Raw genomic sequence first — 14423 nt, 5'->3', positions numbered from 1 at the left:
GAGTGCCCACACCAAGGGGGGCCGACACCCTGGAACCACTCACGGAACGTCACAACTGGTCGGAGGCCCGCAGAAGCCGTCCAGGTGCGGGCAGAAACGATCTGTCAGGGGGGTGGGCCGGGTCCGGAGACCGTCGAGCGGCTGGAAGGGTCCGGGGGCAGCATCTATGATCGGCACACTTTCCTGAGACTTTCCTGCACGGACAGCGATCGAGTGCACTGCGGGAGCGAGCGGTGAGCGGAACGTCCGAAGGGCCGGCGCCCGCGGCACACCCCGACCGGCCGGTCGTCACAGAGAGTGAGATTGAGACGTCTCCCCGTACTGAGCCCCCGTCAGGCGCGCCGTACCGTTCCGTCTTCGCGGCCGCCCCGCTCGCCATGGCCGTCGTCGACCGCGAGGGCCTGGTCGTCAGCGCCAACGACACGCTCGCCGCGCTGCTCGGCAGCACGCCGGACGCGCTGAGCGGGACCGTCGCCGCCGACCTGGTCGACCTCACCTCCGACGCCCGGACCTGGCACGCCTACCGCGAGGTGCTGCGCGGCCGGCAGGCCCGGCTGCGCTGCACCCGCCGCCTCAAACGCCCGGAGGGGCGGTCGGTGTGGGCGCAGGTGACGGTCGCCCCGCTGCCCGCCGGGGACGGCGGCGGCGTGCTGCTGTCCGTCGCCGACGTCAGCGCCCGCCACGAACTGCAGGCGCGGCTGCGGCACTTGCAGATGCACGACCCGGTGACCCGGCTGCCCAACCGCACGCTGTTCTTCGAACGCCTGTCGGCCGCGCTGGAGGCGGAGTCGTACGAGCAGAGCGGCACCGGCCGGATCGGGCTGTGCTACCTGGACCTGGACGGTTTCAAGGCCGTCAACGACACGCTCGGCCACCGGGTCGGGGACCGGCTGCTGGCCGCCGTCGCCGAACGCCTCACGCGCTGCGCCGACGAGGCCGGTCACGCCCGCGCCGGCACCCCGCTGGTGGCCCGGCTCGGCGGCGACGAGTTCGCGCTGCTGGTCGAGGACTCGACGGGCACCGAGCAGCTCGCGGACCTCGCCGAGTCGGTGCTGCGGGCGGTGCAGGCCCCCTTCGACATCTCCGGCCAGCGGCTGTCGGTGTCGGCGTCGATCGGGGTGGTCGAGCGGCACGCCGCCGGGACCAGCCCGACCGCCCTGATGCAGGCGGCGGACACCACGCTGTACTGGGCGAAGGCCGACGGCAAGGCCCGCTGGACGCTGTTCGACCCGGAGCGCAACGCGCACCGCATCACCCGCCAGGCCCTCGCCTCCACGCTCCGTCCGGCCATCGAGCGCGGTGAGTTCACGCTGGAGTACCAGCCGCTGGTGGGCATGGAGGACGACCGCGTGCACGGCGTCGAGGCGCTCGTCCGCTGGAACCATCCCCAGTTCGGCGTACTGACGCCGAATCGGTTCATCGGACTTGCGGAGGAGGACGGTTCGATCGTCCCGCTGGGCCGCTGGGTGCTGCGGACGGCCTGCCGGCAGGCCCGCCGCTGGCAGGTGGACCACCCCGGCGAGCCGCCGATCTTCGTGAGCGTGAACGTGGCGGTCCGCCAGGTGTGGGACTCGGACCTGGTGGCGGACGTGGCGGAGACGCTGGCGGAGACCGGCCTCGCCCCGCACCTGCTCCAGCTGGAGCTGACCGAGTCGGCCGTCATGGGCTCGGCGGGCCGCCCCCTGCAGACGCTGCAGGCCCTGAGCGACATGGGCGTGCGCATCGCCATCGACGACTTCGGCACCGGCTACTCGAACCTGGCGTACCTCAGCCGCCTGCCGGTGTCCGTGCTGAAGCTGGACGGCTCCTTCGTCCGCGGCTTCCAGTACGAGGACCGGGACACGGCCGCCCAGCCGAACCCGGCCGACGAGGTCATCGTGGAGGCGATGATCCAGCTCGCCCACCGGCTCGGCCTGACCGTCACCGCGGAGTGCGTGGAGACCTCGGCGCAGGCGACGCGGCTGCGCCGGATCGGGTGCGACACCGGGCAGGGCTGGCTGTACTCGCGCCCGGTGCCGCCGGATCGTATCTCCGGACTGCTGGGGCCGTCCGGGGTGCAGGCGGGGTGCGGGAAGCCGTGACGGCCTCCGGCCGGCTCCTCAGGCGGGGGCCGGCAGCCCGTAGGCGTCCGCGATGAGCTCGTAGGAGCGCAGGCGCACGTCGCCGCCGTGGGCGTTGGCCGTGAGCATCAGCTCGTCGGCGCCGGTGCGCTTGTGGAGGTCGTCGAGGCCGGCGCGGACCTCGTCGGGGGTGCCGTGGATGACGTTGGCGTTCCAGGAGTCGACGAAGTCGCGCTCCATCGGGCTCCAGTCGTACGCCTCCGCCTCCTCGGGCGTCGGGACCAGGCCCGGACGGCCGGTGCGCAGCCGGACCATGTTGAGGGCGGCGGCCAGCACCTGGCGGCGGGCCTCCTTCTCGTCGTCGGCGGCGAGCGCGGAGACGCCGATCAGGGCGTACGGCTCGGCGAGGACGGCGGACGGCCTGAACGACTCCCGGTACAGGTCCAGGGCCGGGACGGTGTTCTGCGCCGAGAAGTGGTGGGCGAAGGCGAAGGGCAGGCCGAGCACCCCGGCGAGGCGGGCGCTGAAGCCGGAGGAGCCGAGCAGCCAGACCGGCGGGCGGTGCGGGGACTGCACGCCGCCCGGGCTGGTGGCCTGGACGGGGCCCGGGACGGCGTGGATGCGGCGGTAGGGGTGGCCGTCGGGGAAGTCGTCGTCGAGGAAGCGGGTCAGCTCGGCGAGCTGCTGCGGGAAGTCGTCGGCGCCCTCGTTCAGCCGGTCGGTGCGGCGCAGCGCGGCGGCGGTGGCGCCGTCCGTGCCCGGGGCGCGGCCGAGACCGAGGTCGATCCGGCCCGGCGCCATGGCCTCCAGCGTCCCGAACTGCTCGGCGATGACCAGCGGGGCGTGGTTGGGCAGCATCACGCCGCCCGAGCCGAGCCGGATGCGGTCGGTGTGGGCGGCGAGGTGGGCCAGGATCACGGCCGGGGAGGAGGAGGCCACGCCCGGCATGGAGTGGTGCTCGGCGACCCAGTAGCGGTGGAAGCCGCGTGCCTCCGCGAGGCGGGCCAGGTCGACGCTGGTGCGCAGCGCGTCGGAGGCGGTGCGGCCCGCGCCGACGGTGACCAGGTCCAGTACGGAGAGGGGGACGGGGGCGCTGCCCTGGGCCGCGCCTCGGATCTCGTCTGCCGCCACGGTGGGGTGCCTCCTGGTGTGGGCCGTGTGCTGGTTCCGCCGGTGGGCGGGTGCTGTCGCGGCCCACCGGCGTGTGCGGTCGTTCCGGCGGAAACAGGAGACTGTCCCCGGTTATTCCCGGGCGGCCGGGGCAGGCCGGATCCGCGGGGCCGGGGAGGGCGTTTAGTGTGGTGCATCCACGTGTCCGTGCATCCACGTGTCCGTGTGTCCGTGTGTCCGTGTGTCCGTGTGGATCGGCACGCGCCGTCGGTGTCCGACGCCGCGTGCGACCCGATCGATGGTGGGGGTGGCGGCGTGCCCGGTGAGCGACCGGAGCTGTACGAGGTCCTCGACGAGCGGTTCCGTACGGGCCGGTGCACCGCGGGCGACTCGAAGCTGGAGGTCCTCCACGAGGGCTGCCGCTGGGCCGAGGGTCCCCTGTACGTCCCGGCCGGGCGCTACCTGCTGTGGAGCGACATCCCCAACGACCGCCTGCTCCGCTGGGACGAGACCACCGGGAAGGTCGGCGTCTTCCGCTCGCCCGCCGGATACCCCAACGGCAACACGCTGGACGGCGAGGGTCGCCTGATCACCTGCGAGCAGGGCAACCGCCGCGTCACCCGCACCGAGCACGACGGCTCGGTCACCGTGATCGCCGACCGTTTCCGGGGCAAGCGGCTGAACAGCCCGAACGACGCCGTGGTGCGGTCGGACGGGTCGGTCTGGTTCTCGGACCCGGACTTCGGCATCGCCAGCGACTACGAGGGCCACCGCGCCGAGAGCGAGATCGGCGCCTGCAACGTGTACCGCGTGGACCCCGGCAGCGGCGAGGTGCGGCTGGTCGCCGACGGCTTCAGCGGCCCCAACGGCCTGGTCTTCTCCCCCGACGAGCGCCGGCTGTACGTGTCGGACAGCCGGGCCAACCACATCCGCGTCTTCGACGTCGACGGGGAGCGGGGCACCCTCTCGGGCGGCGAGGTCTTCGCCGCGTGCCGGATCGGCACCTTCGACAACATCCGCTTCGACGACGCCGGCCGGCTCTGGGCCGCCGCCCTCGACGGCGGCGTGCACTGCTACGACCCGGACGGCACGCTGCTCGGCCGCCTCCTGGTCCCCGACGTCGTCGCCAACATCCGCTTCGGCGGCGCCCGGCGCAATCGCCTGTTCATCGCCGCCGACACGGCGCTGTACTCCCTGGTGATGTCCGTCACCGGCACACCGCCGCTGCCGGCGCGCCGCCCCTGACCACCCCTCCCCCGACCTTCCGACCCCTTTCAGGAGCAACCGTGACCGACCCGACGCCCATGGCCGTGCAGCAGGAGATCGCCCGGGACCTGCGGGTGAGCGCGTCCTTCGACGCCCGGCAGGAGATCGAGCACCGGGTGGCCTTCCTCGCCGGACGGCTGACCTCGACGGGCCTGCGCTCGCTGGTGCTGGGCATCAGCGGCGGGGTGGACTCCACGACCACGGGCCGGCTGTGCCAGCTCGCGGTGGAGCGGGTGCGGGCCGCCGGGCACGAGGCGACGTTCTACGCGATGCGGCTGCCGTACGGCACGCAGGCCGACGAGAAGGACGCGCAGCGGGCGCTGGAGTTCATCCGGCCGGACCGGGTCCTGACCGTGGACGTGAAGCCGGCGAGCGACGCGGCGCTGGAGGCGGCGGTGGCGGGCGGCACGGTGTTCCGCGACGCCCACCACCAGGACTTCGTGCACGGCAACATCAAGGCGCGGCAGCGGATGATCGCGCAGTACGCGGTGGCGGGCGCGCACGACGGCCTGGTGGTGGGCACCGACCACGCCGCCGAGGCGGTCTCCGGCTTCTTCACCAAGTTCGGCGACGGCGCGGCGGACGTGGTCCCGCTGACCGGCCTCACCAAGCGGCGCGTGCGGGCCGTGGCGGCGGAGCTGGGGGCACCGGACGCGCTGGTGTGGAAGACCCCGACGGCGGACCTGGAGACCCTGGACCCGGGCAAGCCGGACGAGGACGCGCTCGGTGTCACGTACGACGACATCGACGACTTCCTGGAGGGCAGGCCGGTCGCCGAGCCGGCGTTCTCGGCGATCGTCGCCCGCTACCGGCTGACGGAGCACAAGCGGCAGCTGCCGATCGCTCCCTAGCGCTCCGCTTCGGGCAGGGCGGGGTCCGTCCCCAGGGCGTCGGCGGAGGCGGTCGCGCGGCGCGCGGCGTGACGGACCCGTCAGGCCGCCCGCTCCCCGGCGGACCGGGACCCGGCGGGTCGTCGATCGGCGGGGGACGGCCGCCCGGCCGTCGGGGAACGCGGCCGCTCGGTCCCCGGGGCAGCGTCGGACCTGCCGCTTCGCGCGCGGCGCACGTCCGTGGTGCGATGGAACCGGGGGCGGAGAGGAGAGCGGTCATGCCCGCAGCGAAGCGAACGAGTGCCGCCGCCCCGGTGTCGGTCCGCCCGCTGGCCGAGCCGGACCTGGACCGGGCCGACGAGATCTTCAGGGTCGCCTTCGGGACCTTCCTCGGGGCTCCTGAGCCGGAGACGTTCTTCGGAACCGCCGACTACGTCCGCACCCGCTGGGCGGCGGACCCCCACGCGGCCTTCGCAGCGACCGTCGGGGGCGAGGTCGTCGGATCGAACTTCGCCGCCGACTGGGGCAGCGTCGGGTTCTTCGGCCCGCTGACCGTACGTCCGGACCTGTGGGACCAAGGCATCGGCAGACGCCTCATGGAACCGGTCATGGCCTGCTTCGGCACCTGGGAGAACCGCCACCTCGGCCTGTTCACCTTCGCGCACAGTCCCAAGCACCTGGAGCTCTACCGCCGGTACGGTTTCTGGCCCCGGTTCCTCACCGCCGTCATGAAGAAACGGGTCGCCGCCGGCGCCGCGGTCCCCGGCCGAGTGCTGTACGGCGAGCTGACCGCCGCCGAGCGGCCCGGCGCACTGAGCCTCAGCCGCGCACTGACGGGGAGCGTGTACGCGGGCCTGAGCCTGGAGCGCGAGATCACGGCCGCACAGGCGCAAGGGCTCGGCGACACCGTCCTCCTCGAGGGCGCCGACTCCGGCCTCGACGGCCTGGCTGTCTGCCACTGCGGGGCGGGGTCGGAGGCCGGTGAGGACGTGTGCTTCGTCAAGTTCGGCGCCGTACGCCCCGGCCCGGGCGCCGCGGACCGGTTCGAACGGCTGCTGGACGCGTGCGAGCGGCTGGCCGCCGAGAAGGGACTGGGGCAACTGGACGCCGGTATGAACCTGGCCCGCCAGGATGCCTACCGGCGCATGGCCGACCGCGGTTTCCGCACCTGGCTGCAGGGCGTGACCATGCACAAGCCCAACGAACCCGGCTACAGCCACCCGGACGCCTACGTGATCGACGACTGGCGCTGAGCCCACCGCCGTACTGGGCTCCGGGGAAGACCCGATGCCGTCAGGAGACGGCTGGCACCGGGACCCCACACCGAGCGCCCTGCCGCTGCCCCCTCCCCGTTCCTGCTGATCACGCCGGCGCACCGCGGGGATCACGAGACGTCAGCCCTTGCGACACCACGCGCCGAAGGTCAGTGACCGCCGGCCGGGAGGGGCGTTTTCAGCAGGGCCGGCCCAGGGCAGACCGACCACAGGTCGGAGACCTCGGCGTGAGGAGAACGTGAGGAGGGAGGGGAGGTGCCGATGTTCGCTGCCGCCGGAGGTGCGAGCCTCCCGGTCGGGACGGCGACGGTTGTCGTCGTCCTTCTCGTGGGTGTCGCCTGCCTGGTCGCCGCCCACCTGACCGAACGCGGAACCCGGTCCGGCCCCGGGGAACCGGATGAGCGGTGAGCGGTCCGGCCTGCCCCGGCGGGGGCGTGGTGCGCTCCGGCTGGGCGTCTTCGGAGGCATCGTGACGGCGCCGCAGGGGTTTCTCGGCTCCGGGGCCGGATGGGACGCCCTGCTGTCGCCGCTGGTCGGGGCCGTCGCAGGGGGAGTCGCCGGGTTCGCCTTCCCCGCTCTCCTGGCCCGCCACCGGAAGGAGCGCACCCCTCCCCCGCCGCCGCCGCATCCCCCGGGCCCACCCCCGCCGCTCGACTGAGGAGGAGACGACCCGGTGAAAAGGCCAGTCGCTCTGATCATGATCTGGACCGGCCTCGCGCTCGGCGCGCTCGGTGTGCTGTTCTCGCTGCTCGACCGATGACGGGCCCGCTCCGGCGGACCCGCCCCTGCCAGCCCCGTGGGAACCCGCTCCCGCGGGCACCCCTCACACCTGCACGATCGGCTCCCGGGTGAACAACCGGCCCAGCTCCGGCGCGTTCACCCGCCGGTCCGCCAGCCGCAGGGCCTCCCAGACCGTGACCTGGTTGGCGGTGAGGACCGGCTTGCCCAGTTCCTTCTCCAGGTCCGTGATGTGGGCCGCCGTGTGCAGGGCGTTGTCGGGGAGGAGGAGCGCCTGCGCGTCGGGGTGGTCGGCCGCGCGGGCCAGCGCCAGGAGCTCCGGCTCGCCCCACGTGCCGGCCTCGGCCGCCCCGACGGTCCCCGCGCTCTTCACCGCCACCACGTCCAGGTCCGCCGCCCGCAGGAACTCCGCGAACAGCGACGCCACGTCCTCCGGGTAGGTCGCCCCGACCGCCACCCGGTGCACGCCGAGCTCCTGGACCGCGTGCACGAAGGCGAGCGACGTGGAGGAGGCGGGCAGGCCGGCCGCCTGGGCGAGGGCGCGGACCTGGGCCCGGGCACCGTCCCAGCCGTGCACGAAACCCCCGCTGGTGGACGCCCACACCACGGCGTCCGCGCCGGCGTGCCGCAGTTCCTGGACGCCCACGGCGAGCCGCTCCGGCGAGCCCAGCTCGCGCAGCGCGTCCAGCCGGTGCGCGTCCTCGCCGAGGTCGGTGTGCACCAGCTCGACCCGGATGTCGCTGCCCAGGAGCTGCTCGATGCGCGGGTAGTCGTCCTCGGCGGAGTGGCCCGGGTAGAGGAATCCGAGTGCGGTCATGTCCAGCCTTCCTGCTGATCTGCCATCGGCCGACGGGGGCCGGTACGGCCCCTCGGCACGGGTACCCCGTAGGCGGACCGCCGCCCACATCGGCACCGGGGCGCCGGACGCCGGGATGCGGGCACGCGGCGCGCCCGGCCGCCGGCCTGCCGTGCGCGCGGCCGTGTTGACGGTGACGGTGTGCGGTGCGAGCGTGGTCCGTCCGCCCCCTCGCCCCCGTCCCCGCCCGCAGGACCCGGTCGGCCCGCCCGGAGAGGAACGGCTGTCATGACCACCCCCACCCTGCTCGTCCTGGACGCCGACCCGCCGCCCCGCCTCGGCCGTCTCACCGGCCGCGCGAGGATCGAGCACGCGGACGCCGCCACCCTCGCCGGGCGGCTGCCGCGCGCCGACGTGCTGCTGGTGTGGGACGTCACCTCCTCCGCGGTGCGCGAGGCGTGGCCGGGCGACGGACCCCGGCCGCGCTGGGTGCACACGGCCAGCGCCGGGGTCGACCACCTGATGTGCCCGGCGCTGACCGCCTCCGCGACGGTGGTGACGAACGCGCGCGGCATCTTCGACCAGCCCGTCGCCGAGTACGTCGCCGCCCTCGTGCTGGCGATGGCCAAGGACCTGCCGCGGACGCTGGAGCTTCAGCGGGAGCGGGTCTGGCGGCATCGGGAGACGCAGAGGGTGGCCGGGACGCGGGCGGTGGTGGTCGGGTCCGGGCCGGTCGGGCGGGCGATCGTCCGCGCCCTCAAGGCGCTGGGCGTCACCACCGCGCTCGTCGGGCGCACCCCGCGCACCGGCGTCCACGGCCCCGACGACCTGGACCGGCTCATCGCCCGCGCCGACTGGGTGATCGCCGCCGCGCCGCTCACGGAGCAGACCCGCGGCATGTTCGACGCGCGGCGCTTCGGCGTGATGCAGCCGTCCGCCCGGTTCGTCAACGTCGGCCGGGGGCAGCTCGTCGTGACCGAGGCGCTCGCCGACGCCCTGGCCAGGCGCTGGATCGCCGGCGCGGCCCTGGACGTCTTCGCGTCCGAACCCCTCCCGTCCGGCAGCCCGTTGTGGGGGCTCCCGGGGCTGGTCGTCTCCCCGCACATGAGCGGCGACACCGTGGGCCGGCTCGACGAACTCGCCGCCCAGTTCGTGGAGTTTTACACCCGCTGGGAGGCGGGCAGGCCGCTGGCGAACGTGGTCGACAAGCGGCGCGGATACGTGCCCGGCCACTGACGGCCGGGCCCGCACCGCCGCCCGCCGGCCCGCTCGTTGCGGGCGCATGCTTTGCATCGGCTCGGGCAGCCGCGCGCCCATGGCTCCACCACGACACAGAAATGGCCGGAACTCACCCGGACTTGCCCGCCGGTCGCTGCTCGCGGGGGTCGCGGCGCTCGGCGCGCGCTCGGGACCGCGGGCTGTTCCCGGGTGGCCACCGCGTCGCGTGCGAACGGAGGTGACCTGCTGGAACGCCTGCGGGCCGCGGGCGTCGTACGCCTCGGGATCGCCGGGGAGATCCCGTTCGGCTACATCGACCGGGACGGTGAACTGACCGGTGAGGCACCAGAGTTGGCCAAGGCCGTCTTCAAGCGGCTCGGCGTGGACCGGGTGCAGCCCGTACCGACCGAGTTCGGCTCGCTGATACCCGGGCTCACCTCCCAGCAGTTCGACGTCGTGGCCGCCGGGATGCACGTCACCCCCGAGCGCTGCGAGCAGGTCATCTTCTCCGACCCGGACTACCAGATGCTGGACGCGTTCATCGTCCGCAAGGGGAACCCGATGGGGTTGCACACCTACCGGGACGTCGTCGGGAAGAAGGCGAGGTTCGCCACCGGGACCGGATACGCCGAGATCCGGTACGCCGTCGAGGCCGGGTACCCGGAGAGCGACATCCTCATCGTCCCGGACCAGGTGGCCGGACTGAACGCCGTCGAGGCCAGCCGCGTCGACGTCTCCGCCGGCACGGCCGTGACCACCCGCGAGGTGGCGAGGAAGTCGGCCGGGGCGGAGGTCACCCGGCCGTTCAGGCCGGTCGTCGGCGGCAGGCCGCACGTCGACGGCGGCGCCTTCGCGTTCCGGCCGGCCGAGACACGGCTGCGGGACGCCTTCAACGCCGAGCTGCGCGGGCTCAGGAAGAGCGGCGAACTGCTGCGCATCCTGCGGCCGTTCGGTTTCACCGGGGCCGAGATGACGGAGCTGACCGCGAAGGAGCTGTGCCGCGGATGACCCCGGGACTCTGGAAACCGGTGTTCGAGGGCGTCTGAGTCACCCTCCAGCTGCTCCTCCTCAGCGGACTGCTGGCCGGCGCGGCCGCCTTCGCCGCCGGCATCGCGCGCACCCACCGGCGGTGGATCGTCCGCTTCCTCGCGGGCCTCTGCACCGAGGTGTTCCGCGGCACGTCCGCGCTGGTCATGATCTTCTGGGTGTTCTTCGTGCTGCCGCTCGCCCTGGGCCGGCAGCTCGTGCCGATGTGGGCGGGCACGCTCGCGCTCGGCCTGACCTACGGGCCGTACGGCGCGGAGATCGTGCGCGGCGCGCTCGGCGCGGTCGACCCGGCGCAGCGGGAGGGCGGGATCGCGCTCGGCTTCACGCCCTGGCAGCGGATGCGGCTGATCCTGCTGCCGCAGGCCGTGCCGGAGATGATCCCGCCGTTCTCCAACCTGCTGGTCGAACTGCTCAAGGGCACCGCGCTGGTGTCGGTCATGGGCATGGGCGACCTGGCCTTCAGCGGCAACCTGGTGCGCCTGGCGCTCCAGGAGAGCGCGGAGATCCACCTGTACGTCCTGCTCCTCTACTTCGCCATCGCCTTCCTGCTCACCCGGAGCATGCGCGGGCTGGAGAGGCGGCTGAAGGCGGGCGCCGGCACGGCGCCGCGGAAGGGGACGGCCGCCGTGCGCGTGCCCGAGGGGAGTGGTGCGGCATGAACCGGGAGTGGAGCGCGGTCGCCGACTTCGTGCCGCACCTCCGGGACGGCCTGCTGGTCACCCTCCAGGCGCTGGCCCTCGGCTCGCTGATCTCGTTCGCGCTGGGACTGGTGTGGGCGCTGCTGACGCGGGCGCCGAGCCGGTGGGTGCGCCGGCCGGTCGGGGCGGTCACGGAGTTCGTCCGCGACACCCCGCTGCTGGTGCAGCTGTTCTTCCTCTTCTACGTGCTGCCCGAGTGGGGCGTGACCGCCTCGGCGCTGACCACCGGGGTCCTCGCGCTGGGGCTGCACTACTCGACGTACACGATGCAGGTCTACCGCGCCGGCATCGAGGCGGTGCCGGCCGGCCGGTGGGAGGCGGCGACGGCGCTGAACCTGCCGCTGCGGCGCACGTGGACGGTGGTGATCCTGCCGCAGGCGGTGCGCCGGGTCGTCCCCGCGCTCGGCAACTACGTGATCGCGATGCTCAAGGACACGCCGATGCTGATGACGATCACGGTCCTGGAGATGCTCGGCGAGGCGCGGCTGTTCTCCCAGGAGACCTACCGGTTCACCGAGCCCGTGACCGTGATCGGCGTGGCCTTCGTCGTTCTTTCCTGCGTGGCCTTCGTCGTTCTTTCCTGCCTGGCCTCCCTCGTCCTGCGAACCCTGGAGCGACGCCTTGTCCCCTGACACCCGTCCCGCCCACGGAAAAGACCCCGCGCGCCCCTCGGGCGAACCGGTCCGCCTGGAGCGGGTCACCAAGCGGTTCGGGGACCGCACGGTCCTCGACGGGCTGGACTTCTCGGTGGACGCCGGCCGGCACGTCACCCTGATCGGGCCGTCCGGGTCGGGCAAGACCACGATCCTGAGGCTGCTGATGACGCTGGCCGAGCCCGACGAGGGCACCGTCACCGTCGACGGTGAGCGGCTGTTCCCGGCGTCCGGGAAGCAGGTCCGCGAGGTCCGCAAGAAGATCGGGATGGTGTTCCAGCAGTTCAACCTGTTCCCGAACATGACCGTCCTGCGCAACCTCACCGAGGCGCCGGTGACCGTGCTCGGCATGTCCAGGGACGCCGCCGAGGAGCGGGCGCGGGAGCTGCTGGAGACGGTCGGGCTCACCGAGCACCTCGGCAAGCGGCCGGGGCAGCTGTCCGGCGGGCAGCAGCAGCGGGTGGCGATCGCGCGGGCCCTGGCCATGCGGCCCAAGGTGCTGCTGCTCGACGAGGTGACCTCCGCGCTCGACCCGGAGCTGGTCGCGGGCGTCCTGGACGTGCTGCGGGACATCGCCCGCTCCACGGACATCACGATGCTGTGCGTGACCCACGAGATGGCCTTCGCCCGGGACATCTCCGACCAGGTCCTGATGTTCGACCAGGGCCGGGTGATCGAGGCGGGCCCGCCGGAGAAGATCTTCGGCGAGCCGGAGCGGGACCGGACCCGGGAGTTCCTCGGCGCGGTCCTGTGACCACGGGCCGTGCCCGGGCCAGGAGGCGACACCCGAGGGCCGGGTGGTGCCGCTGTCATATGCCAGCGTGCCAGCGCCCCAGTTGGGAGGGACGGATTCTTGTCAACCTCCGCTCCCGGGGCGTCCCTTGCCGGTTATCGTGGAAGAGGTTAACCGACCGGATTACGGCCTTATCAGCAAGCGCAGGGGGAGACCACCGTGGCGCTGAAGCACGAGCCGACCGCGCCGCACCACTCGGCCCAGGACGCCCTGCGCGTCCTGGAGACGGTGGCGCGGTACACCGCCGGAGTCACCGAAGCCGACCTCGTCCGCCACACCGGCCTGAGGCAGGAGCGACTGACCGCCCTCCTGCGCATGCTGCGCCGCGAGGGATACGTCGAGCAGGTGGCCGACGGCGCCTACGTCACCGGGGAGGCCCTGGCCCGCCTCGGCTCGGCCGAGGACCGCGAGGAGGCGCTGCGCGAGAAGCTCCAGCGCATCCTCGACCGGCTGCGCGACTCGGTGGGCGCCGCCGTCTACCTCAGCCGGTACGTCGACGGGGAGGTCAAGGTCACGCAGTACGCCGACGGCCCGGACACCCCGAGGGTGAACGAGTGGGTGGACTTCCGCTCCTCGGCCCACGCCACCGCCGTCGGCAAGAGCCTGCTGACGCAGCTGGACCACGACGGCCGCCGCGACCACCTCTCCCGGCACCGGATGGCCCGCCTGACCTCGCGCACCATCACCAGCGACAAGCTGCTGCTCTCCCGCCTGGAGTCCCAGCCGCCCACGGTGCCCGTCCTGGACCTCCAGGAGTACGCGGTCGGCACGGTCTGCGCGGCCGTCCCGCTCACGGCCGGCGCCACGGCGGGCTGCCTCGCCCTGTCGCTGCCCGTCGCCCACGCGCACCGGCTGCGCCGGGCCGCCGACACCCTGAACCGGAACGCGGCGCCGGTCCTGCTGTCCCTGACGATCTAGGACTGCCGGCCCTGGTCCCGGGCGGTCGGAAGCACCCCCCGGGACCAGGTAGTATTTCTCTCGTCGCCGGCCGCGAGACGCGCTTCACGCGGACGGCGGGAGTCATGCGCCGCTAGCTCAGTTGGTTAGAGCAGCTGACTCTTAATCAGCGGGTCCGGGGTTCGAGTCCCTGGCGGCGCACAGATGAGGGGCCTCTCGTGGGAGCGAGGGGCCCCTCGGCATGTGCCCCGGCGCACCGGCCGGGGCCGCCCCGGTACCGCTCCGGGGCCGGTCCGCCGGACGCGACCGGCCGGCGCGGGGAACCTCCCCGCGCCGGCCGCACCGGTGACCCCGGGAACCTCAGAACGTGACGTCCGAGCACGCGTAGAAGGCGTTGCCCGTGTCGGCGATCGTCCACACCGCGAGGATGACGTGCCGCCCGCTCAGCCCGGTCGGCAGGGTGCCGCTGTGGGAGAGGGTGGACGGCGGGCGCTGACCGCCGTAGGGCACCGTCAGGAACGGGGTGAGGTTGAGGTCGGACCGGGCGAGGTTGTGGTTCTGGTCCCAGCCCGGCTTGGTGATGTAGTACTTGAAGTCGGTCGTGGCGTGCATGGCCGTGAACTGCCACCGGAAGGTGTAGCTCTGGCCGCCCGTCACCTTGGTCGCCGGCCAGGCGCCGCCCGAGGGCGTGCGCGGGCTGTCGAGCTGCGCGAACGTCGTGTTGTTCCCGGAGCACAGCCGTCCGTCGGCCGGTCCGGAGGCCGGGAAGCCCTTGGGGCCCTCGACGCTCTGCGGCTCCCACTGGATGGCTCCGCAGTTGGTGACGGTGCCGTTCTGGCAGAGCTTCTGCCGACTGAGGGGAAGGTCGGTGTAGCCGTGGCTGCTCGCGCCGCCGGTGGAGAGCACAAGGGCCCCTGCCGTGGTGAGCCCGAGCGCGGCGGCGTACCACTTGGTCTTTTTGCGCATTGCTGCCGCTCCTGGAGAACGTGGGGGAGATTCAGTGAGCCGTGCAGAGTAGGTCTAGACCAAGTCCCACATTATGA

The 14423-nt window shown here is 73.3% G+C and carries 12 protein-coding genes, 1 tRNA gene and 1 pseudogene; 11 read left to right on the top strand and 3 right to left on the bottom strand.

Translation table 11 applies throughout. The features are described 5' to 3' along the window. Window positions 1-233 precede the first annotated feature (233 nt). On the top strand, window positions 234-2081 hold the full coding sequence (locus tag ACIF8T_RS00555) for a putative bifunctional diguanylate cyclase/phosphodiesterase (RefSeq protein WP_400029638.1): 1848 nt from the start codon (window positions 234-236) through the stop codon (window positions 2079-2081). Window positions 2082-2099: 18 nt separating this feature from the next. On the opposite strand, the gene ACIF8T_RS00550 is transcribed toward ACIF8T_RS00555, so the two are convergent. Beyond that, window positions 2100-3191 carry an LLM class flavin-dependent oxidoreductase gene (locus tag ACIF8T_RS00550; RefSeq protein WP_400029636.1) on the bottom strand — a complete coding sequence of 364 codons (1092 nt, stop codon included), beginning with the start codon at window positions 3189-3191 and terminating at the stop codon, window positions 2100-2102. A gap of 294 nt (window positions 3192-3485) precedes the next feature. Here ACIF8T_RS00550 and ACIF8T_RS00545 point away from each other — a divergent pair, with 294 nt between their 5' ends. From ACIF8T_RS00545 to ACIF8T_RS00535, 3 genes are all read left to right on the top strand, one after another. Further along, window positions 3486-4415, top strand: coding sequence for an SMP-30/gluconolactonase/LRE family protein (locus tag ACIF8T_RS00545; protein ID WP_400029634.1), 930 nt, complete (start codon window positions 3486-3488; stop codon window positions 4413-4415). 59 nt (window positions 4416-4474) lie between these two features. Further along, window positions 4475-5287, top strand: a complete 813-nt coding sequence (gene nadE, locus ACIF8T_RS00540; RefSeq protein ID WP_400031428.1) for an ammonia-dependent NAD(+) synthetase — start codon at window positions 4475-4477, stop codon at window positions 5285-5287. Window positions 5288-5544: 257 nt separating this feature from the next. Beyond that, complete coding sequence (locus ACIF8T_RS00535; protein ID WP_400029632.1) at window positions 5545-6519, top strand: GNAT family N-acetyltransferase; 975 nt, start codon at window positions 5545-5547, stop codon at window positions 6517-6519. Window positions 6520-7363: 844 nt separating this feature from the next. On the opposite strand, the gene ACIF8T_RS00530 is transcribed toward ACIF8T_RS00535, so the two are convergent. Beyond that, complete coding sequence (locus tag ACIF8T_RS00530; protein ID WP_400029630.1) at window positions 7364-8095, bottom strand: decarboxylase; 732 nt, start codon at window positions 8093-8095, stop codon at window positions 7364-7366. Between the two features lie 267 nt (window positions 8096-8362). Here ACIF8T_RS00530 and ACIF8T_RS00525 point away from each other — a divergent pair, with 267 nt between their 5' ends. From ACIF8T_RS00525 to ACIF8T_RS00495, 7 genes and pseudogenes are all read left to right on the top strand, one after another. Beyond that, entirely contained in the window at window positions 8363-9310 is a 948-nt protein-coding gene (locus ACIF8T_RS00525; protein WP_400029628.1) for a D-2-hydroxyacid dehydrogenase, read from the top strand. A gap of 79 nt (window positions 9311-9389) precedes the next feature. Further along, window positions 9390-10300 (top strand): annotated as a pseudogene (gene ehuB, locus ACIF8T_RS00520) (ectoine/hydroxyectoine ABC transporter substrate-binding protein EhuB). Window positions 10301-10350: 50 nt separating this feature from the next. Further along, complete coding sequence (ehuC, locus tag ACIF8T_RS00515; protein ID WP_400031426.1) at window positions 10351-10998, top strand: ectoine/hydroxyectoine ABC transporter permease subunit EhuC; 648 nt, start codon at window positions 10351-10353, stop codon at window positions 10996-10998. Beyond that, window positions 10995-11669: an ectoine/hydroxyectoine ABC transporter permease subunit EhuD gene (gene ehuD / locus ACIF8T_RS00510; protein WP_400029626.1), complete on the top strand. Its 675-nt coding sequence runs from the start codon at window positions 10995-10997 to the stop codon at window positions 11667-11669. The genes ehuC and ehuD overlap by 4 nt, the downstream gene beginning before the upstream one ends. After that, complete coding sequence (locus ACIF8T_RS00505) at window positions 11659-12444, top strand: amino acid ABC transporter ATP-binding protein (RefSeq protein WP_400029624.1); 786 nt, start codon at window positions 11659-11661, stop codon at window positions 12442-12444. The genes ehuD and ACIF8T_RS00505 overlap by 11 nt, the downstream gene beginning before the upstream one ends. A gap of 198 nt (window positions 12445-12642) precedes the next feature. Continuing rightward, the gene (locus tag ACIF8T_RS00500; RefSeq protein WP_400029622.1) at window positions 12643-13401 is read left to right on the top strand and encodes an IclR family transcriptional regulator; all 759 of its coding nucleotides are present in this window, start codon (window positions 12643-12645) and stop codon (window positions 13399-13401) included. 106 nt (window positions 13402-13507) lie between these two features. After that, window positions 13508-13581 (top strand) — tRNA-Lys (locus ACIF8T_RS00495). A gap of 159 nt (window positions 13582-13740) precedes the next feature. On the opposite strand, the gene ACIF8T_RS00490 is transcribed toward ACIF8T_RS00495, so the two are convergent. Continuing rightward, entirely contained in the window at window positions 13741-14346 is a 606-nt protein-coding gene (locus ACIF8T_RS00490) for a lytic polysaccharide monooxygenase (protein WP_400029620.1), read from the bottom strand. Window positions 14347-14423 lie beyond the last annotated feature (77 nt).

Source organism: Streptomyces sp. NPDC085946 (assembly GCF_044540485.1).
In the GTDB taxonomy this organism is placed as follows: domain Bacteria; phylum Actinomycetota; class Actinomycetes; order Streptomycetales; family Streptomycetaceae; genus Streptomyces.
This window is presented reverse-complemented; position numbering and strand designations above follow the sequence as displayed.

Bases quoted from the DNA above. Each gene is read 5' to 3' on its own strand.
- ACIF8T_RS00490 (WP_400029620.1), bottom strand. From the start codon at position 14,346: ATGCGCAAAAAGACCAAGTGGTACGCCGCCGCGCTCGGGCTCACCACG.
- ACIF8T_RS00530 (WP_400029630.1), bottom strand. From the start codon at position 8,095: ATGACCGCACTCGGATTCCTCTACCCGGGCCACTCCGCCGAGGACGAC.
- ACIF8T_RS00535 (WP_400029632.1), top strand. From the start codon at position 5,545: ATGCCCGCAGCGAAGCGAACGAGTGCCGCCGCCCCGGTGTCGGTCCGC.
- ehuD (WP_400029626.1), top strand. From the start codon at position 10,995: ATGAACCGGGAGTGGAGCGCGGTCGCCGACTTCGTGCCGCACCTCCGG.
- ACIF8T_RS00525 (WP_400029628.1), top strand. From the start codon at position 8,363: ATGACCACCCCCACCCTGCTCGTCCTGGACGCCGACCCGCCGCCCCGC.
- nadE (WP_400031428.1), top strand. From the start codon at position 4,475: ATGGCCGTGCAGCAGGAGATCGCCCGGGACCTGCGGGTGAGCGCGTCC.